The sequence below is a fragment of the Pseudocitrobacter corydidari genome (genome assembly GCF_021172065.1).
Taxonomy (GTDB): domain Bacteria; phylum Pseudomonadota; class Gammaproteobacteria; order Enterobacterales; family Enterobacteriaceae; genus Pseudocitrobacter; species Pseudocitrobacter corydidari.
Map to the genome: position 1 here is coordinate 342,884 of NZ_CP087880.1, position 19,543 is coordinate 362,426.

Sequence of the window (19,543 nt, forward strand, 5' to 3'; positions counted from 1 at the left end):
ACGATGGCAGGGAGGGGATACATGGTGTCCCCTGCAGGAATCGAACCTGCAACTAGCCCTTAGGAGGGGCTCGTTATATCCATTTAACTAAGGGGACGAAGCGGCACGAGTATAGCGTTTTTTGCCCTGTCGGGTAAGTCTCGTGCCGCTTAACTGCTCAAAGCATCGCCATTTAGCGCTGTTTTTTCGACATTTTTTCCTGTTCCGCGCGCTGCTTCTCCTCTTCCTTGCGCTTGTTACTCATATCATTGCGAATTTGCGCGTGGCTCATCAGGGCGAAGATAAAGGTGCCGCCGCAGATGTTTCCGGCAAGAGTGGGAAGGGCGAAAGGCCAGAAGAATTCGCTCCAGTGCACGGTGCCGTTGAAGACCAGATAGAGAATTTCGACCGAACCGACCACGATATGCGTGGTGTCGCCCAGTGCGATAAGCCAGGTCATCAGAATAATCACCACGATTTTCGCCGCACCGGCCGCAGGGAACATCCATACCATTGTGGCAATCAGCCAGCCGGAGATGATCGCGTTGGCAAACATTTCTCCAGGGCTGTTTTTCATCACGTCCATGCCGATTTTAACAAACGCGTCGCGCGTCTCTTCATCAAATATCGGCATATACTCGAACGCCCATGCCGCAACGCCGGTGCCCAGTATGTTGCCTAAAAGCACCACACCCCACAGGCGCATCAACAGACCGAAATTACCCGCGGTCGGTTTTTGCATGACCGGCAGAACCGCGGTGACGGTGTTCTCTGTGAAAAGCTGCTGGCGCGCCATGATGACAATAATGAAGCCGAAGGTGTAGCCGAGATTCTCCAGCAGAAAACCACCGGGTACGCCGTCCAGTTGGACGTGAAAAATGCCTTTTGCCAGCAGCGATGCCCCCATTGAAAGCCCGGCGGCGATGGCGGACCACAGCAGCGCCATGGCGTCGCGCTCTAGCTCTTTTTCGCCATCCTGACGGATATGTTCGTGGATAGCCATCGCGCGCGAGGGAAGGCGGTCTTCGTCTATCTCAATTTTCTTCCCGCTTTGCTTCTCTTCGCTTTCGACTTCCAGCTCGTCGCTGTGAGCGTCAATTTTATCGTCTTTGAGGTTGTCCATCGCGTTGTCCTTTTCTGTACACAAACCTGTTAAAGCGTAGCGGCTTTTGTAACAGTCAGGTCGGGACTTATTCTGAAATGGCAAGAATGGTAACGTTTAATGTCAGCAATTTCGTTAGAATACAAACCCACGAGACGGCGGTTACCAGGCTAAAATCAAAACAACGAGACCGCGAATATAGACATCATTCGACGTGCTGTTAGAATCGCTCACACCTTAACAGGCGGACCCTATGAGTTCCGTCATGGATGGCAATCAGCGATAGCCATAATTAACAGGGAGACACTTATGAAGCTTCGCCTGTCGGCGGTTGCGCTGGGTACCACACTGCTTGTCGGGTGTGCGAGTTCCGGCACTGAACAGCAAGGGCGGTCAGACCCTCTGGAAGGTTTTAACCGCTCGATGTACAACTTCAACTTTAACGTGCTGGACCCTTATGTGCTGCGTCCGGTAGCCGTTGCGTGGCGCGACTATGTTCCGCAGCCTGCGCGTACCGGCCTTGGTAACTTTACCAGTAACCTGGAAGAGCCCGCCGTGATGGCCAACTACTTCCTGCAGGGCGATCCCTATCAGGGGATGGTGCACTTTACGCGCTTCTTCCTGAACACCATTCTGGGGATGGGCGGCTTTATTGACGTGGCCGGCATGGCAAACCCGAAACTGCAGCGCGTAGAACCGCACCGCTTCGGCAGTACGCTGGGGCACTATGGCGTCGGCTACGGCCCGTATATGCAGCTGCCGTTCTACGGAAGCTTTACCCTGCGTGATGAGGGCGGCGATATGGCCGATACCCTGTATCCGGTGCTCTCCTGGCTGACCTGGCCGATGTCCATCGGTAAGTGGGCGGTGGAAGGCGTGGAAACGCGTGCGCAGTTGCTCGACTCCGATGGCCTGCTGCGTCAGTCCTCCGACCCTTATATTCTGGTACGTGAAGCGTACTTCCAGCGCCACGACTTTATCGCCAATGGCGGTAAGCTGAAACCGGAAGAAAATCCGAACGCCCAGGCGATTAAGGATGATTTGAAAGATATCGATTCTGAATAAATCGCAAGGTATAGATAAAGAAAAGGTGAGCACTGAGGCTCACCTTTTTTATTGGGGAAAACTTAGAAGCGGTAGTTGAAGTTGGTACCGAACAGCCAGGCTTTTCCTTCAGATTTAAAGGTGTACGGGCCTTCCTGGAATTTAACGCTCTGACCGTGCATGTAGGATACGCCCACATCGACAGACGCATCTTCATTAAGCGCATAGGTCGTACCGGCGCTCAACCACAGGCGGTCCTGATCCGGAATAGAGATAGAACGGTAGTTAGACGGAACCGGGCTATCATCGAAGGCGATACCGGTACGGAAGGTCCAGTTATCGTCATAGTAATAGGTGGTACCCAGCGCCAGGCGCCATGCGTCTTTAAAGTTCTCGTCTTTCTGGAACAGCGTGCCGCTGCTGTTGGTTGCCTTCAGCTCTTCGAACTGGCTCCAGCTGGTGTAGGTTGCGCTATAGTGGATAGCCCACTGCGGCGCCACACGGTTGTAACCGGAGATTTCCCACATTTCTGGCAGATTCAGCGTCAGAGAACCATTGGTGGTGCTGCCATTGGTGCCTGCCGGAAGGCCGAAATTACCGAGGATTTGGTTATAGGCTGACGGAAGATCGCTCTTATAATCGCCATCAAAGTCAATTTTCACTTCAGAACGGTAGGTAAAGCCGTAACGGTTATTCTTATCGAGCTCAAACAGAATACCGGCATTCCAGCCAAAGCCCCATTCGTCACCTTTCAGGTGCGCAATTTTCGTGTTTGCCGGGATCTGGCTGACCTGGCCTGCCAGTGCAGGTGGCAGAGCACCAGAACCAGCAACGATCTGACCTAAATCACCCGCGTAGCGGTCGATTTTTGCACGGGCGTAAACTGCGTTAAAGCCCGCCCCGAAGCTCCACTGAGGGCTCAAACGATAAGCGCCGCTCAGGTTCAGGTTCATTGTTTCGAGGTCAGTCGTACCACCGTACGCGCCAGCGGCGTAGGTATCGTTAAACTCGGTTGCCAGACCATAGTTAGAGGTAACAGATGCCCCCCAACCGAACTGATCGTTAATCGGCATCACGAAGTGAACGTTTGGTACCCATGCGGTAGGCGCAATGTTATCCGCTTTCAGGCTGTTGCCGGTTGGCGAGCGGCCTGAAACGTTTACATCCGGGTCAATATAAACCGCACCGGCAGAAAACGTCGGGCGATCAAACATCATAATCAGCGCGGGGTTACGGCTGGCGTTGCCTGCATCGTCAGCGATGGCACCTTCACCGGAATAGGCGCGGCCCAGACCAGAGGAAGAAAACTCATTAAGCTGGAAGCCTGCAGACCAGGCGTGGGTAGAAACGAGTGCCACTGCGACTGCGAGAGCAGACTTTGTAAACCGGGTTTTCTGGCTCATGACCATAACCTCATTGAGTTATTTTTATACAAAAAATGTTACATGTAGTAACAGAAGCGCGAAGTGTAGGGGCTGGACTACGTCAGAGAAATCAGACCAGTGACGAGAGTATAGGTCTGACCAGATATGATGTTGCAATATTGTTTCTCAGATTTTACGTATATGATCACCGAAACGGGATCTGGTTAGCAAATTTGGTGAGGTTGAGCTTCATCTGTTTGGGTGATTTTTGTTTTAGATCATTTTTAAGTGTGATTTCGGTCACTTATCCCAATTGGGATAATTAACGACTGGAGGGAGCTTTCCGGGGAGCGTAAAATAACGGCATCGTTTATCTGGCACCTTCGCGTGCATATACAGAGGAAATCTACAATGAGTAAATGCAGTGCTGATGAAACCCCGGTTTGCTGCTGTATGGATGTTGGCACCATCATGGACAACTCCGATTGCACAGCCTCCTATAGCCGCGTTTTTGCAACTCGCGCTGAAGCTGAAGAAACCCTCGCTGCGCTGACTGAACGCGCGCGTGGTGTTGAATCCGATCCGTGCGTCATCACCCCAGTCTTCAAAGACGTTGAGGGCGGCGTACAGATGGATATCGATTTTGTTTTTGCCTGCGAAGCAGAAACGCTGATCTTCCAGCTGGGTCTGCGTTAATCCATACCAAACGCCTCTGCATCGCAGGGGCGTTTTCTTTTCTCCCTCCAGTGTGTTTTAGCTCCCATTTTTCCCTCTCCCTTATTGGCTTAATGTAAAAAATTAGTTAAGACTGTTATCAGGTCCGACCACTTTGGTTTTATCTTTTAACAGGGGAGTTTTATGAGTCAGGCATTACCGCTTATCACCCGTCAGGGCGATCGCATTGCCATTGTCAGTGGTTTACGTACCCCATTTGCCCGTCAGGCCACCGCGTTTCACGGTGTACCGGCGATTGATCTCGGTAAAATGGTGGTGGGCGAAATGCTGGCGCGTAGCGAAATTCCCCCTGAAATTATCGAACAGCTGGTTTTTGGCCAGGTGGTTCAGATGCCAGAAGCGCCCAACATTGCCCGTGAAATTGTCCTCGGGACGGGGATGAACGTGCATACGGATGCCTACAGCGTCAGCCGCGCCTGTGCCACCAGTTTTCAGGCAGTGGCAAACGTGGCTGAAAGTCTAATGGCGGGGACTATTCGCGCGGGTATTGCAGGCGGGGCGGATTCCTCCTCCGTGCTGCCGATTGGCGTCAGCAAAAAGCTGGCGCGGACGCTGGTGGATGCCAATAAAGCGCGTACGCTCGGGCAGCGTCTGAAACTCTTTTCCCGCCTGAAGCTGCGCGACCTGATGCCGGTTCCCCCGGCGGTTGCCGAGTATTCTACCGGCCTGCGGATGGGCGATACGGCTGAACAGATGGCGAAAACGTACCACATCACGCGTGAACAGCAGGATGCGCTGGCACATCGCTCGCATCAGCTGGCAGCACAGGCGTGGGCGGAAGGCAAACTGGCGGATGAAGTGATGACGGCCTACGCGCCGCCGTTCCGCGATCCGCTGGAGCAGGACAACAACATACGCGGCACCTCGACGCTGGCGGATTACGCCAAACTGCGTCCGGCCTTCGACCGTAAACATGGTTCGGTCACGGCCGCCAACAGTACGCCGCTAACCGATGGTGCGGCGGCGGTGATATTAATGACTGAATCGCGCGCCCGCGAGCTGGGCTTAACGCCGTTGGGTTATCTGCGCAGCTACGCGTTTACCGCCATTGAGGTTCAGCAGGACATGCTGCTCGGCCCGGCGTGGGCCACGCCGCTGGCGCTCGATCGCGCGGGGCTCACTCTTGCGGATTTAACCCTGTTTGATATGCACGAAGCGTTTGCCGCACAAACGCTGGCGAATATTCAGTGCCTTGCAAGCGATAGGTTTGCCCGCGACGTGCTGGGCCGTGCTCAGGCTACCGGTGAAGTTGACGAAAGCAAGTTCAACGTGCTGGGCGGATCGATAGCCTATGGGCACCCCTTTGCCGCCACTGGCGCGCGAATGATCACGCAAACGCTTAATGAGTTACGCCGCCGGGGAGGCGGTTTTGGCCTTGTCACCGCCTGCGCGGCGGGTGGTTTGGGCGCGGCAATGGTACTGGAGGTTGAATAATGACGACAATATCCGCATTTTCTCTCACCGTTCGCCCGGATAACGTCGCCATAATTACCATCGATGTGCCGGACGAGAAAATGAATACCCTGAAGGCTGAGTTTGGCACGCAGGTGCGGGCGATCCTCAAGCAAATCCGCGACAACAAAGCGCTTCAGGGCGTGGTGATCACCTCTGCCAAACCTGACAACTTTATTGCTGGCGCCGACATCAATATGATTGGCAATTGCGCCAGTGCGCAGGAAGCCGAAGGGCTGGCACGGCAGGGGCAGCAGATCATGGCGGAGCTGAACGGTTTGTCGATCCCGGTGATCGCCGCCATTCACGGGGCGTGTCTTGGCGGCGGGCTGGAGCTGGCGTTGGCCTGTCATGGGCGCGTCTGTTCTGACGACCCCAAAACGGTGCTTGGGTTACCGGAAGTGCAGCTTGGCCTGCTGCCGGGCTCGGGCGGCACCCAGCGATTGCCGCGCCTGATTGGCGTGAGTACGGCGCTGGATATGATCCTGACGGGCAAGCAACTGCGCGCGCGACAGGCGCTGAAGGTCGGGCTGGTGGATGACGTGGTGCCGCAGACCATCTTGCTGGAAGCCGCGGTTGAGCTGGCAAAGCAAGCGCCATCACGCTCACGCCATCTGCCGGTAAAAGAGCGCATTCTCGCGGGCCCCCTGGGGCGCAATATTCTCTTTACGCTTGCCGGAAAGAAAACTGAGCAGAAAACGCACGGCAACTATCCGGCGACCAAAAAGATTCTGGAGGTGATTGAAACCGGGCTGGCGCAGGGCACCAGCAGCGGCTATGACGCGGAAGCGCGCGCGTTTGGCGAGCTGGCGATGACTTCCCAGTCTAAAGCACTGCGGCATATTTTCTTCGCCAGTACGGAGATCAAAAAAGATCCGGGCGCCAGCGTCGAGGCCGGGCCATTGCGTGCGGTGGGGATCTTGGGCGGCGGTCTGATGGGCGGGGGGATCGCCTTCGTGACCGCGACCAAAGGCAAGCTGCCGGTACGTATCAAAGACATCAATGCTAAGGGCATCAACCATGCGCTGAAGTACAGCTGGGAGCTGCTTGATAACAAGGTGCGTCGCCGCCATATCAAGGCTAATGAGCGTGATAGCCAGCTGGCGTTGATTTCCGGATCGACCGATTATCGCGGGTTTGCGCATCGGGATCTGGTCATTGAGGCGGTGTTTGAAGATCTGGCGCTGAAACAGAAAATGGTGAGTGAAGTCGAGCAGCAGTGCGCGCCGCACACCATCTTTGCGTCGAATACGTCGTCGCTGCCGATTGGCGATATTGCCGCCCAGGCGCAACGGCCTGAACAGGTCATCGGCCTGCACTTTTTCAGCCCGGTTGAAAAAATGCCGCTGGTGGAGGTTATCCCCCACGCGGCAACCTCTGAACAGACTATCGCCACCACGGTGAAGCTTGCGAAGAAACAGGGAAAAATGCCGATTGTGGTGGCCGATCGCGCTGGGTTCTATGTAAACCGTATTTTAGCGCCGTACATTAACGAGGCGATACGCATGCTGACCGACGGCGAACGTATCGAAGATATTGATAATGCTCTGGTTAAATTCGGTTTTCCCGTTGGGCCTATCCAGCTTTTGGATGAGGTGGGAATTGATACAGGCACCAAAATTATGCCGGTGCTGGAAGCGGCGTATGGGGATCGTTTCAGCGCCCCTGCAACGCTTATTTCAGCGATTTTGAACGACGATCGCAAAGGCAGAAAAAACGGTCGTGGATTCTATCTTTATGGTGCAAAAGGGCGTACAAGCAAGAAACAGCCGGATAGCGCAATTTATTCGCTGCCGGGAATGGCGTCGCGTAACAGCCAGCTTTCGCCGCAGCAGATAGCCGAACGCTGCGTAATGTTGATGCTCAACGAAGCGGCGCGTTGCTTTGATGAACGCGTGATTCGCAGCGCGCGCGATGGCGACATTGGCGCGGTGTTTGGCATTGGTTTTCCACCGTTCTTAGGTGGCCCGTTCCGTTATATGGATTCACTGGGTGCGGGTGAAGTGGTTGCCAGATTGCAACGACTGACGACGCAGTACGGTCCACGCTTTACGCCGTGCGAGGCGTTAGTCGCTATGGCAGAGCGGGGAGAAACTTTTTGGTCTCCCGTGGAAACTGGCTTACAGGCTTGAGGTCAAAGGTATATCTTTCGGCGAGTGACGTTGTCCCGGTCAGTCCTGGTTATTTTGTAAACAAAGATTGACTATACTTACGCCATTAAGGTAAAAGACAGCGTTTCATTCATTGGATGGATCAGGCACAATGCCCGGCTACCGAAACATCGCAGGTCTCGTTGCCTGCGATAATGATCGGTGCTTCTGTTTAACAAAAGCGGTGCAATATGCAAGTTTTTATTATGCGTCACGGCGACGCTGCTCTTGAAGCAGCCAGTGACTCGGTTCGTCCTCTTACGGGATGTGGTTGTGATGAATCCCGTCAGATGGCAACCTGGCTGAAAGGCCAAAAAGTGGATATTGAACGTGTTCTGGTTAGCCCGTTCCTGCGTGCGGAGCAGACTCTTGATGTGGTAGGGGAGTGCATGCACCTGCCCGAAGATGTCGAAGTGCTGCCTGAACTGACGCCATGCGGCGATATCGGTCTCGTCGGCGCGTATCTGCAAGCGCTGGCGAACGAAGGTGTCGCGTCCGTGCTGGTGATATCCCACCTGCCACTGGTTGGCTACCTGGTCTCTGAACTCTGCCCTGGCGAAACGCCGCCAATGTTCACCACCTCTGCAATCGCCTGTGTCACGCTGGAAGCTGACGGGATGGGCGTTTTCAAATGGCAAATGAGCCCCTGCAATCTGAAAATGGCGAAAGCGATTTAAGATCCTGCCTGCTGTTGTGCCGGATGGCGCTTGCGCTTATCCGGCCTACAGGTATATCCGATCGCGCATAGGCCGCCATCCGACAATTCCGCGCCTACGGCAACTCCGGCGGCAGCCACTCTTCCACTTCAATCAGCACCAGCAGCGCGGCGTCCCCGCCATACTCTTTCGATGCCTGATGAAATGCCATGACGTGCGGATGCTGCGCCAGCCACAGCGGCGTTTGCTGTTTAAGAATATGCTTTCCGTGCCCGTGCATTACGCAGGCGCAAAACACATGTTCGCGGCGACAGGCGGCAATCAGCGCGCCGAGTTCTTGTTTGGCCTGCTGTTGCGTCAACCCGTGCAAATCCAGAAACAGCTCCGGGGAGTAATCGCCACGGCGCAGTTTTTTCAGCTCGAAATGGCTGACGCCTTCGCGCACGTACTTTACCGGCCCTTCGCTGTTCAGCAGCGGTTGGAACTCGTCGGAAAAATAGTGGCTGTTGTCTACCTGTTCCTGAATCAGCCGTTTCACCGGCACTTCACTCACTTTCTTACGTAACGGGCGATGGACAATGGTGTCCTGCTTAATTTTGCGCGTCCCCGTCATCAGTTGCTGAAACAGCGCCTGATCCTCCTCGCTAAGCGATGCTTTCTTTTTCATGGATTCTTCTCATCTGGCATTTCCGTTAGTTTACCTTCTGAATGCGGCGGTTGGCAGTGAAAACGGTTTTTTCCCTTGTCGCCTGCGCAAGAATGCTGATTTATCGGCGTCTTCGTGGCAAACTAGCCGCCGAATTTACCCCGACGCATGCCCTGGAGAATAATGTGGATAAGATTTTTGTCGATGAAGCGGTCAATGAGCTGCAAACCATTCAGGACATGCTGCGCTGGGCGGTAAGCCGTTTTAGCGCGGCCAACATCTGGTACGGCCACGGCACCGATAACCCGTGGGATGAAGCCGTACAGCTGGTTCTGCCTTCACTCTATCTGCCGCTGGATATCCCCGAAGACATGCGCAGCGCGCGCCTGACCTCCAGTGAAAAGCATCGTATCGTTGAGCGCGTGATTCGCCGCGTCAACGAGCGCATTCCGGTCGCGTATCTGACCAACAAAGCCTGGTTCTGCGGTCATGAATTTTACGTCGATGAGCGCGTGCTGGTGCCGCGCTCGCCGATTGGCGAATTAATCAACAATAAGTTCGCCGGGCTTATCAACCATCAGCCGCAGCACATCCTCGATATGTGCACCGGTAGCGGCTGCATCGCGATTGCCAGCGCCTATGCCTTCCCGGAAGCGGAAGTGGATGCCGTGGATATTTCGCTGGATGCCCTGGCCGTCGCCGAACAAAATATTGAAGAACACGGCATGATCCACAACGTCACGCCGATTCGCTCAGACCTCTTCCGTGACCTGCCGCAGTTGCAGTACGATTTAATCGTCACTAACCCGCCGTACGTCGATGCTGAAGACATGTCCGATCTGCCGAGCGAATACCGCTTCGAGCCAGAGCTGGGCCTCGCCTCGGGTACGGATGGGCTGAAGTTGACGCGCCGCATTCTGGCCTGTGCGCCGGATTACCTTGCGGACGATGGCGTGCTGATTTGTGAAGTCGGCAACAGCATGGTGCATCTCATGGACCAGTACCCGGACGTACCGTTCACCTGGCTGGAGTTTGATAACGGCGGTGATGGCGTCTTCATGCTGACCAAAGCGCAGCTGGTGGCTGCCCGCGATCATTTCGCGATTTACAAAGATTAATCCAGCACGCAACAACACAACAACGACAGCGGAGCCGTGATGGCAGGAAATACAATTGGACAACTCTTTCGCGTAACCACCTTCGGTGAGTCGCATGGTCTGGCACTTGGCTGTATCGTCGATGGTGTGCCGCCAGGTATCCCGTTAACGGAAGCGGATTTGCAGCACGACCTCGACCGTCGTCGCCCTGGCACCTCGCGCTATACCACCCAGCGCCGCGAGCCGGACCAGGTGAAAATTCTCTCTGGCGTGTTTGAAGGCGTGACCACCGGTACCAGCATTGGCCTGCTGATTGAAAATACCGATCAGCGCTCGCAGGATTACGGCGCTATCAAAGATGTGTTCCGCCCAGGGCATGCTGATTACACCTATGAACAGAAATATGGCCTGCGCGACTATCGCGGCGGTGGCCGTTCTTCTGCCCGTGAAACCGCGATGCGCGTGGCGGCTGGCGCCATTGCCAAAAAATACCTCGCGACAAAATTCGGTATTCAAATCCGTGCGTGCCTGACGCAAATGGGCGAGATTCCTTTGGCGATTAAAGACTGGGAACAGGTTGAGCAGAACCCGTTTTTCTGCCCGGATCCGGACAAAATCGACGCGCTGGATGAACTGATGCGTGGCCTGAAAAAAGAGGGCGACTCCATCGGGGCGAAAGTGACCGTAGTTGCTGACGGTGTGCCTGCGGGCTTTGGCGAGCCGGTCTTTGACCGCCTGGATGCCGATATCGCGCACGCACTGATGAGCATCAACGCGGTGAAAGGCGTGGAAATCGGCGACGGTTTTGAGGTGGTAAAACTGCGCGGCAGTGAAAATCGCGACGAAATCACCAAAGAGGGTTTCCAGAGCAACCATGCGGGCGGCATTCTGGGCGGGATCAGCAGCGGTCAGCAGATCGTCGCGAACATCGCCCTGAAACCGACCTCCAGCATTACCGTGCCGGGTAAAACGCTCAACCGCTTTGGTGAAGAAGTTGAGATGATAACTAAAGGCCGTCACGACCCCTGCGTCGGCATTCGTGCGGTGCCTATCGCGGAAGCGATGCTGGCCATTGTTCTGATGGATCACTTTATGCGTCAACGCGCGCAAAACGCCGATGTGACGACCACACTTCCACGCTGGTAATCATGAAAAAAACCGTTCTCGCTCTGCTGGCCCTGATGGCCAGCACCGCCAGCCTGGCGGCAACGCCGTGGCAAAAAGTTGTTCAGCCGATCCCCGGGAGCGCGCAGTCAATCGGCGCGTTTGCCAATGGTTGTATCGTTGGCGCCGAAGGGTTGCCGCTGCAATCCAGTACGTATCAGGTGATGCGCACCGATCAGCGTCGCTATTTCGGCCACCCGGACCTGGTGCGTTTTATTCAGCGCCTCAGTCAGCAGGTGCACAACAACGGCATGGGAACGGTGCTGATTGGCGATATGGGCATGCCTGCCGGTGGGCGTTTTAACGGCGGTCACGCCAGCCACCAGAGCGGTCTGGATGTCGATATCTTCCTGCAACTGCCGAAAACCCGCTGGACGTCGGCGCAGCTGCTGAAACCGCAGGCGCTGGATCTGGTCGCGGCGGATGGCAAAAGCATCAATTCGCGCGTCTGGCAGCCGGAAATCGGTAACCTGATTAAGCTCGCCGCGCAGGACAGCGAAGTGACGCGTATCTTTGTGAACCCGGCTATCAAGCAACAGCTTTGCCTGGAAGCGGGAAGCGATCGCGACTGGTTACGTAAAGTTCGCCCGTGGTTCCAGCATCGTGCGCATATGCACGTGCGTCTGCGCTGCCCGGCGAACAGCCTTGAATGTGAAGATCAAGCTTTGCCGCCGGCAGGTGACGGTTGCGGTGCGGAGTTACAAAGCTGGTTCGAACCGCCCAAACCGGGCGCCACCAAACCTGTGAAGAAGACGCCGCCGCCATTACCGCCTTCCTGCCAGGCGTTACTGGATGAGCACGTACTCTGATGGACAGTTTTGTTGAGATATTCATGGTGTCCCCCCTCATGCTGGCGGCGCTGTTTTTTATCGCCGCGCTGGCCGGGTTTATCGATTCTTTAGCGGGCGGCGGCGGTTTACTCACCGTTCCCGCGCTGATGGCGGCGGGTATGTCGCCTGCACAGGCGCTGGCGACAAATAAATTGCAGGCCTGCGGCGGCTCGCTTTCTGCGTCTCTCTATTTTATTCGCCAGAAGGTGGTGAGTCTGGCCGACCAGAAACTCAATATTCTGATGACCTTTATTGGCTCAATGGCTGGCGCGCTGCTGGTTCAGTATGTGAAAGCGGATGTGCTGCGCCAGATTTTACCGCTGCTGGTTATCGGTATTGGTCTGTACTTCCTGTTGATGCCGAAAATCGGTGAAGGCGACCGCGCGCGTCGTCTGCATGGCCTGCCATTTGCGCTGGTGGCGGGTGGTTGCGTCGGTTTTTATGATGGTTTCTTTGGCCCCGGCGCGGGGTCATTCTACGCACTGGCGTTTGTCACCCTGGCAGGCTTCAACCTCGCCAAATCAACCGCTCATGCAAAAGTACTGAACGCCACGTCAAACGTCGGCGGGCTGCTACTGTTTATTCTGGGCGGCAAAGTTATCTGGGCAACCGGCTTCGTGATGATGGTCGGCCAGTTCTTCGGTGCCCGAATGGGGTCACGGCTGGTTCTCAGCAAAGGGCAATCGCTTATTCGCCCGATGATTGTCATCGTCTCGGCGGTGATGAGCGCCAAACTTCTGTATGACAGCCATGGACAGGAAATCCTTCAGTGGTTAGGGATGAATTAAGTAATGAACGCAACGCATAACGCGCAGCAGCTGATCGATATTTTCGATAGCTGCTTTGCCGATGATTTTAATACCCGTCTGATTAAAGGCGACGACGAACCGATCTATCTTCCTGCTGATGCCGATGCGCCCTATAACCGCATTGTCTTCGCTCACGGCTTTTACGCCAGCGCGCTGCACGAGATTTCGCACTGGTGTATCGCCGGAAAGGCGCGCCGTGAACAGGTCGATTTTGGTTACTGGTACTGCCCAGACGGGCGCGATGCCAAAACGCAGGGGCAGTTTGAAGATGTGGAAGTGAAACCACAGGCTTTTGACTGGCTGTTCTGCGTAGCGGCAGGCTATCCGTTTAACGTGAGCTGCGACAACCTTGAAGGTGACTTCGAGCCGGACCGCATCGTTTTTCAGCGCCGCGTGCATGCGCAGGTGATGGAATATCTGGAGAAGGGCATACCTGCTCGCCCGGCCAGATTTATCAACGCATTACAAAACTATTATCAGACGCCGCCGCTCGCGGCAGAACAATTTCCGTGGCCGGAAGATCTTAACTAACGCCACGTTCAAAAAGAGGAAAGAAGATGATCGCCGAGTTTGAATCACGCATTCTGGCGTTAATTGATGACATGGTGGAGCACGCCAGCGACGATGAACTGTTTGCCAGCGGTTATCTGCGTGGTCACCTGACGCTGGCCGTTGCCGAGCTGGAAGAGGGCGACGATCACTCGGCTGATGCGGTGTCGCACAATGTGACCCGCAGCCTGGAGAAAGCGATTCAGGCGGGCGAACTGTCGCCACGCGACCAGGCGCTGGTGCTGGGGATGTGGGAGACGCTGTTCCAGAAGGCGCAGCAGTAATTATCGCCGGATGGCGCTACGCTTATCCGGCCTACGCTCCGCGATGTAGGCCCGGTAAGCGCAGCGCCACCGGGCAACACACGCCGCACTTACTTAACCTGCTTCCCCTTCAATAACTTCCTCACCCACAACCGGTTCGGATTCAACGCCGATAACGTGCGTGCATCCAGCGGCAGCGGTTCATTGCTCATCTGCGATGCCAGCACTTCCGCCGCCAGCGGGGCGGTACATAATCCGCGTGAGCCCAACCCGCCGAGCATAAACAGATTCGGGTAGACCGGGGCGGTGGCTGCGATTTCCTGCTCCTCATGCAGTTGGGCATATTGCGCCAGCGTGGCGTCATAGTCCGGTACATTGCCGAGCATAGGCAGATGATCGCGCGTGGCGCAACGCACGCCAACACGCGCCTCGTTGGCGCTGACGTCCACCTCTTTCGCCCAGTCGGCATCGGGGAAACAGTCGATCAACCGCTGGCGATTATGCTGCTGGTCTTCCTCGTTAAAGGCCATCTCCCGTTCGCCACGATGGTAGCTTGCGCCAATGCAGTGATGCTGATTGGCCGGGTTTTGCGGCGTCAGGTAACCGTCATAGCACAGCACCTGGCGAAGCTGTGCCAGCGCAGGCCCGGTGGGAATATGGCTCACCTGACCACCAACGGCGTACACCGGTAGCATAGCGGTTTGTGGAAGCTGATTAATATTATGCCCGGTTGCCAGCACCACGCTTGCGGCGCAGGCGCTTTCACCATCAGCGAAATGCAACTGCCACGCGTCACCCTGTTGTTCCAGCGAGGTGAGGGATCTGTTCCAGTGCACGACCAGCCCTTGCTGCTGGGCCAGCGCCAATACGCCTGCCGTGAGCTGTGCCGGAGAGAGCCAGCCGCCCGCCGGATACTGAATGCCACCGCAGCCTGTTTCTACGCCGATACTGGCGGCAACGTCCTGCGCGCTCACCGCGTGTGCCAATGCTTCAGGCAGCCCCAGCAACAGCATCTGCTCGATTTTCTGCTGACTTTTTTCATCCCAGCCAAGCTGGGTAACGCCGCACCACTGATGATCAAATGCCACCGGGAGCGAATCATAAAGCCGACGTGCGAAGGTGAACGCTGCCGGGAAGAACGTCTCCAGCGCGGGATCGTGCGCGCTCAACAATGGATAAAGCGCCCCCTGACGATTACCGGACGCGCCCTGAGCCGGGGCATCGTCGGCGCAGTAAAGCGTCACCTGCCAACCGCGTCTCAGTAGGGCCAGTGAGAGCAGGGCGCTGGCAATGCCGCCGCCGATAATCGCGGTTTCGCGCGTGCTGGCGCCGGTGCGGGCAAACCACGGCGCACGCGCGGGAAGTGCGTTCGACTGCGTCATTTCACCGACCAGCATCTCACGCTTGCGGCCAAAGCCTTTGGTTTTATGCATCGTAAAACCGGCGTCCTGCAACCCGCGACGGACAAAACCCGCCGAGGTGAACGTGGCCAGCGTGCCGCCGGGCCGGGCCAGGCGCGCCATCGCGGAAAAGAGCTGCGGCGTCCACATATCCGGGTTTTTCGCCGGGGCGAAACCGTCAAGGAACCAGGCATCTACCTGCTGGTTGAACGAATCATCCAACTGGTCAGTCAGTTCGTTGATATCGCCGAACCATAAATCGAGCGTCACCCGCCCGCCGTCGAGCAATAAACGGTGGCAGCCCGCCAGCGGCTGCGGCCACTGGGCCTGAAGCTGTTCCGCCCACGGCGCCAGTTCCGGCCAGTGCTGATGTGCTAAGCGCAGGTCACCTGCGGTGAGCGGGAATTTTTCAAAGCTGACAAAATGCAGCCGTTGCAGCGTCGCCTCAGGATTGGCGAGGCGGAAGGCATCGAAAGCCTGCCAAAGCGTCAGAAAGTTGAGCCCGGTTCCGAACCCGCTTTCCGCTACCACAAACAGAGGATGCGGATGGGTGGGGAAGCGTGCCTCTAACTGGTTACCTCCCAGAAAGACGTAGCGCGTTTCTTCCAGACCATTGTCATTGGAGAAATAGACGTCGTCGAAATCTCGGGAAACAGGTGTACCCTCACTGTTGAATTCGAGGTTGGCAGATTGTATGGCGTTTTGTTTCACGTAAGTTACTCGTGCGGCAAGGAGTCTGCCGATCTTAGCGATGCGTGCCGGAAGGCGCAAATTTATGCATAAATTGGCTGATCGGACTTGTTCGGCGTACAAGTGTACGCTATCTTGCCTCTCGAAACTTTAAAATAGTGATGACTTACAGAGGTTATGAATGAAACGTGCAGTGATTACTGGCCTGGGCATCGTTTCCAGCATCGGTAGCAACCAGCAGGAAGTCCTGGCATCTCTGCGTGAAGGACGCTCGGGGATCACTTTCTCTCAAGAGTTCAAAGACTCTGGTATGCGTAGCCACGTATGGGGTAACGTCAAACTGGACACCACCGGCCTTATCGACCGCAAAGTGGTCCGTTTCATGAACGATGCCTCTATCTACGCTTACCTCTCTATGCAGCAAGCCGTTGAAGACTCTGGCCTGAAAGCTGAAGATTATCAGAACAACCCGCGCGTGGGCCTGATTGCAGGTTCCGGTGGCTCCTCTAAAGCGCAGGTATTTGGTGCTGACGCAATGCGTAGCCCGCGTGGCCTGAAAGCGGTCGGCCCTTATGTGGTGACCAAAGCCATGGGCTCTGCGGTTTCCGCGTGCCTGGCAACACCGTTTAAAATTCACGGTGTGAACTACTCTATCAGCTCTGCGTGTGCCACTTCCGCGCACTGTATTGGTAATGCGGTAGAACAAATTCAGCTGGGCAAGCAGGATATCGTGTTTGCCGGCGGCGGCGAAGAGCTGGGCTGGGAAATGGCCTGCGAATTCGACGCAATGGGCGCACTGTCTACCAAATTCAACGACACCCCGGAAAAAGCGTCCCGTACGTATGACGCACACCGTGACGGCTTCATCATCGCGGGCGGCGGCGGTATGGTTGTTGTCGAAGAGCTGGAACACGCTCTGGCGCGCGGAGCGCATATCTATGCAGAGATCGTGGGCTACGGTGCAACGTCTGATGGCGCTGACATGGTTGCTCCGTCTGGCGAAGGCGCAGTGCGTTGCATGAAGATGGCGATGAACGGCGTTGATACGCCAATCGACTACCTGAACTCCCACGGTACTTCTACGCCGGTTGGCGACGTGAAAGAACTGGGCGCTATCCAGGAAGTGTTTGGCAATAACAGCCCGGCTATCTCCGCAACCAAAGCCATGACCGGTCACTCTCTGGGTGCGGCGGGCGTGCAGGAAGCTATCTACTCTCTGCTGATGCTGGAACATGGTTTTATCGCGCCAAGCATCAACATCGAAGAGCTGGACGAGCAGGCTGCTGGCCTGAACATCGTTACCGAACCGACCGAGCGTGAGCTGACGACTGTTATGTCCAACAGCTTCGGCTTCGGCGGCACTAACGCAACGCTGGTTATGCGCAAGCTGAAGGCGTAATTGCTGAATGTGATAAAAAAGGAGCCGAAAGGCTCCTTTTTTGTGCGTTGACATCTTGCTGTTAAAAAAGGCAAAATCTGCCCTCAACACTCAAATATGAGTGCGTAAGCGTTTAACGTCAATCAACGCGCCGACACCCTGATTATCAGGTGGAGGAGGCGTGGTCTATTCCCCGCCTTACTCTGCATTCTGGAGTAAAGCATGTCTGAAGTTTCTCAATCTGTTCCTGCATCTTCCGGTAACGGATCGCTGTTCCGTATTGCCTTTGCCGTTTTTCTCACTTACCTGACTGTAGGTATTCCGCTGCCCGTCATCCCGCTGTTTGTGCATCAGGAGCTGGGGTATGGCAATACCATGGTTGGTATCGCCGTGGGTATTCAGTTTCTTGCTACCGTGTTAACGCGCGGCTATGCCGGGCGTCTGGCCGATCAGTACGGTGCGAAGCGTTCGGCGCTTCAGGGGATGGCCGCCTGTGCGCTGGCCGGGGCGGCCTGGCTTGCGGCGGCACTGTTGCCCGTCGATGCGATGGTGAAGTTTGGCCTGTTGATTGTGGGCCGTCTGATTCTTGGCTTTGGTGAAAGCCAGTTGCTGACCGGAACACTCACCTGGGGCATGGGGCTGGTTGGCCCAAAACGCTCCGGAAAGGTGATGTCGTGGAACGGAATGGCGATTTTTGGCGCGCTGGCGGTCGGTGCGCCGCTGGGGCTTTTCCTCAACAGCCATTACAGTTTTGCCACGCTTGCCGTGGTGACGATGCTGTTGCCCGTGGCGGCGTGGGCCTTTAACGGCAGCGTACGTAAAGTGCCCGCTAACGCAGGGGAGCGGCCTTCGCTGTGGAGCGTCATTGGGCTTATCTGGCAGCCAGGTCTGGGCCTGGCATTGCAGGGCGTGGGCTTTGCGGTAATCGGTACCTTTGTGTCGCTCTATTTTGCCAGCAACGGCTGGGCGATGGCGGGCTTCACCTTAACGGCCTTCGGCGGCGCGTTTGTGCTGGTGCGTATTCTGTTTGGCTGGATGCCTGACCGTTTTGGTGGCGTAAAGGTAGCGGTAGGCTCGCTGCTGGTTGAAACGGTGGGTCTGGCGCTGCTGTGGCAGGCTCCGGATGCATGGATTGCGCTTGCCGGTGCGGCGCTGACCGGCGCAGGTTGTTCGCTGATTTTCCCGGCGCTGGGCGTCGAAGTGGTCAAGCGGGTACCGCCGCAGGTACGCGGCACGGCGTTAGGCGGCTATGCGGCGTTTCAGGATATCGCGCTCGGTGTCTCCGGCCCGCTGGCGGGGACGCTGGCGACAATGGCGGGATATCCTTCCGTCTTCCTCGCCGGGGCGATTTCGGCGCTGCTGGGCATTGTGGTGACGCTCGTCGCGTTTCGTAAAAAGTAATGGTGTTCCTCAGCCCTCTATTCCTGAGGGCTGAACTCCGTTTTTCTCGGCAAAAAATACTTCACCTGAAACTCAAACATATTGGTGTACAGAATCGAATAATCGATAGGGTTGTGCTGCTCGTCGACAGCCTGCGTATGCATTTTGATGATGGGGTCCTGCTGGCTGATTTGCAGTAACTGCGCCAGCTCAGGGGAGGGCAGTGCCGGGACGATTGACTCATAGCAGCCGTGTATACGGACGCCACACTCATTCTCGATATAGGCAAATTTCGATGTTTTCATGTGCGCCAGCGTCAGGTCAGGAAAACGACTGGCGGAAAGCCACGTTTCTTCCATCTGCATCGCCACGTTATCAATAAAGCGCAGTCGTTTAGCGTAGTAAACCTGCTCGCCGTCCTCCAGTTGCAGACTTTTGGCAATCTCCGCCGAAGGAGTTTGCAGCTCGAAGCGTAAAATCTGACTGGACGGCGTTTTCCCTTCATTGCGCGCAATTTCGGTAAAGCTGTCGAGGTGGGTGACCGACGCCTGAAAATGTTTATTGCGGATCCAGGTTCCAGCGCCGTGCCGACGCTCAATGAGCCCTTGATCTTCCAGTTCCTTCAGCGCCTTACGCAGTGTATTGCGCGAGACGCCGTACTGCACGGCTAAGGTTTTTTCCGCCGGAAGAAGGTCGCCCACGCTGTAGAGCGGGCTGTTGATTTTGGCCTTAAGCTGCCGGGTAATCTCTTTATGAACCACTTTTGAACCTCTGTGTTTGATTTAAAAACATAGGGTTAGCGAAATTTTTAATTCAATTTACCTCGTGACGTTCAATTTTATCCTTGTTTTTGAA

Annotated in this window: 18 protein-coding genes and 1 tRNA gene; 13 read left to right on the forward strand and 6 right to left on the reverse strand. The window is 55.9% G+C overall.

Annotated features, from left to right (window positions below; all coding sequences use genetic code 11):
• Positions 1–22 precede the first annotated feature (22 nt).
• Both G163CM_RS01540 and G163CM_RS01545 read right to left on the reverse strand, forming a co-directional pair.
• Positions 23–97, reverse strand: a tRNA-Arg gene (locus G163CM_RS01540).
• 75 nt (positions 98–172) lie between these two features.
• On the reverse strand, positions 173–1,102 hold the full coding sequence (locus G163CM_RS01545) for a formate/nitrite transporter family protein (RefSeq protein ID WP_015963591.1): 930 nt from the start codon (positions 1,100–1,102) through the stop codon (positions 173–175).
• Between the two features lie 288 nt (positions 1,103–1,390).
• Here G163CM_RS01545 and mlaA point away from each other — a divergent pair, with 288 nt between their 5' ends.
• Complete coding sequence (mlaA, locus tag G163CM_RS01550) at positions 1,391–2,146, forward strand: phospholipid-binding lipoprotein MlaA (RefSeq protein WP_231826616.1); 756 nt, start codon at positions 1,391–1,393, stop codon at positions 2,144–2,146.
• 62 nt (positions 2,147–2,208) lie between these two features.
• On the opposite strand, the gene fadL is transcribed toward mlaA, so the two are convergent.
• Positions 2,209–3,528: a long-chain fatty acid transporter FadL gene (gene fadL / locus G163CM_RS01555; protein ID WP_015963593.1), complete on the reverse strand. Its 1,320-nt coding sequence runs from the start codon at positions 3,526–3,528 to the stop codon at positions 2,209–2,211.
• Positions 3,529–3,900: 372 nt separating this feature from the next.
• Here fadL and G163CM_RS01560 point away from each other — a divergent pair, with 372 nt between their 5' ends.
• From G163CM_RS01560 to sixA, 4 genes are all read left to right on the forward strand, one after another.
• Positions 3,901–4,185 carry a YfcZ/YiiS family protein gene (locus G163CM_RS01560; protein ID WP_015963594.1) on the forward strand — a complete coding sequence of 95 codons (285 nt, stop codon included), beginning with the start codon at positions 3,901–3,903 and terminating at the stop codon, positions 4,183–4,185.
• Positions 4,186–4,347: 162 nt separating this feature from the next.
• Positions 4,348–5,658 (forward strand): acetyl-CoA C-acyltransferase FadI, encoded by a 1,311-nt coding sequence (gene fadI, locus G163CM_RS01565; protein WP_231826617.1) that lies wholly within the window; start codon positions 4,348–4,350, stop codon positions 5,656–5,658.
• Positions 5,658–7,808 carry a fatty acid oxidation complex subunit alpha FadJ gene (gene fadJ / locus G163CM_RS01570; protein WP_231826618.1) on the forward strand — a complete coding sequence of 717 codons (2,151 nt, stop codon included), beginning with the start codon at positions 5,658–5,660 and terminating at the stop codon, positions 7,806–7,808. The genes fadI and fadJ overlap by 1 nt, the downstream gene beginning before the upstream one ends.
• A 209-nt stretch (positions 7,809–8,017) precedes the next feature.
• Positions 8,018–8,503 (forward strand): phosphohistidine phosphatase SixA, encoded by a 486-nt coding sequence (gene sixA / locus G163CM_RS01575; protein WP_015963597.1) that lies wholly within the window; start codon positions 8,018–8,020, stop codon positions 8,501–8,503.
• A gap of 94 nt (positions 8,504–8,597) precedes the next feature.
• Here the strand turns inward: sixA and smrB are convergent, their stop codons facing one another.
• Positions 8,598–9,149, reverse strand: a complete 552-nt coding sequence (smrB, locus tag G163CM_RS01580; RefSeq protein WP_231826619.1) for an endonuclease SmrB — start codon at positions 9,147–9,149, stop codon at positions 8,598–8,600.
• Between the two features lie 164 nt (positions 9,150–9,313).
• Between smrB and prmB the strand changes: the two genes are divergently transcribed.
• Genes prmB through G163CM_RS01610 form a run of 6 tightly spaced genes read left to right on the forward strand, consistent with a single transcriptional unit; the run spans position 9,314 to position 13,861 of the window.
• On the forward strand, positions 9,314–10,246 hold the full coding sequence (prmB, locus tag G163CM_RS01585) for a 50S ribosomal protein L3 N(5)-glutamine methyltransferase (RefSeq protein ID WP_041686401.1): 933 nt from the start codon (positions 9,314–9,316) through the stop codon (positions 10,244–10,246).
• Positions 10,247–10,285: 39 nt separating this feature from the next.
• Positions 10,286–11,371 carry a chorismate synthase gene (gene aroC / locus G163CM_RS01590; protein WP_231826620.1) on the forward strand — a complete coding sequence of 362 codons (1,086 nt, stop codon included), beginning with the start codon at positions 10,286–10,288 and terminating at the stop codon, positions 11,369–11,371.
• Positions 11,372–11,373: 2 nt separating this feature from the next.
• A complete protein-coding gene (gene mepA, locus G163CM_RS01595; RefSeq protein ID WP_015963601.1) occupies positions 11,374–12,198 on the forward strand; it encodes a penicillin-insensitive murein endopeptidase in 825 nt (274 codons plus the stop codon).
• Positions 12,198–13,007, forward strand: coding sequence for a sulfite exporter TauE/SafE family protein (locus G163CM_RS01600; RefSeq protein WP_231826621.1), 810 nt, complete (start codon positions 12,198–12,200; stop codon positions 13,005–13,007). Before mepA ends, G163CM_RS01600 begins: the two co-directional genes overlap by 1 nt.
• A gap of 3 nt (positions 13,008–13,010) precedes the next feature.
• Positions 13,011–13,559, forward strand: a complete 549-nt coding sequence (locus G163CM_RS01605; RefSeq protein WP_015963603.1) for an elongation factor P hydroxylase — start codon at positions 13,011–13,013, stop codon at positions 13,557–13,559.
• Positions 13,560–13,585: 26 nt separating this feature from the next.
• Positions 13,586–13,861: a YfcL family protein gene (locus G163CM_RS01610; RefSeq protein ID WP_015963604.1), complete on the forward strand. Its 276-nt coding sequence runs from the start codon at positions 13,586–13,588 to the stop codon at positions 13,859–13,861.
• A gap of 89 nt (positions 13,862–13,950) precedes the next feature.
• Here the strand turns inward: G163CM_RS01610 and mnmC are convergent, their stop codons facing one another.
• Entirely contained in the window at positions 13,951–15,951 is a 2,001-nt protein-coding gene (gene mnmC / locus G163CM_RS01615; protein WP_231826622.1) for a bifunctional tRNA (5-methylaminomethyl-2-thiouridine)(34)-methyltransferase MnmC2/FAD-dependent 5-carboxymethylaminomethyl-2-thiouridine(34) oxidoreductase MnmC1, read from the reverse strand.
• Positions 15,952–16,111: 160 nt separating this feature from the next.
• On the opposite strand from mnmC, the gene fabB reads away from it, so the two are divergent.
• On the forward strand, positions 16,112–17,329 hold the full coding sequence (gene fabB / locus G163CM_RS01620) for a beta-ketoacyl-ACP synthase I (RefSeq protein WP_015963606.1): 1,218 nt from the start codon (positions 16,112–16,114) through the stop codon (positions 17,327–17,329).
• A 201-nt stretch (positions 17,330–17,530) separates the two neighbouring features.
• Positions 17,531–18,709, forward strand: a complete 1,179-nt coding sequence (locus G163CM_RS01625) for an MFS transporter (RefSeq protein ID WP_231826623.1) — start codon at positions 17,531–17,533, stop codon at positions 18,707–18,709.
• 17 nt (positions 18,710–18,726) lie between these two features.
• Here the strand turns inward: G163CM_RS01625 and G163CM_RS01630 are convergent, their stop codons facing one another.
• On the reverse strand, positions 18,727–19,449 hold the full coding sequence (locus G163CM_RS01630; RefSeq protein ID WP_231826624.1) for a GntR family transcriptional regulator: 723 nt from the start codon (positions 19,447–19,449) through the stop codon (positions 18,727–18,729).
• Between the last annotated feature and the right edge of the window lie 94 nt (positions 19,450–19,543).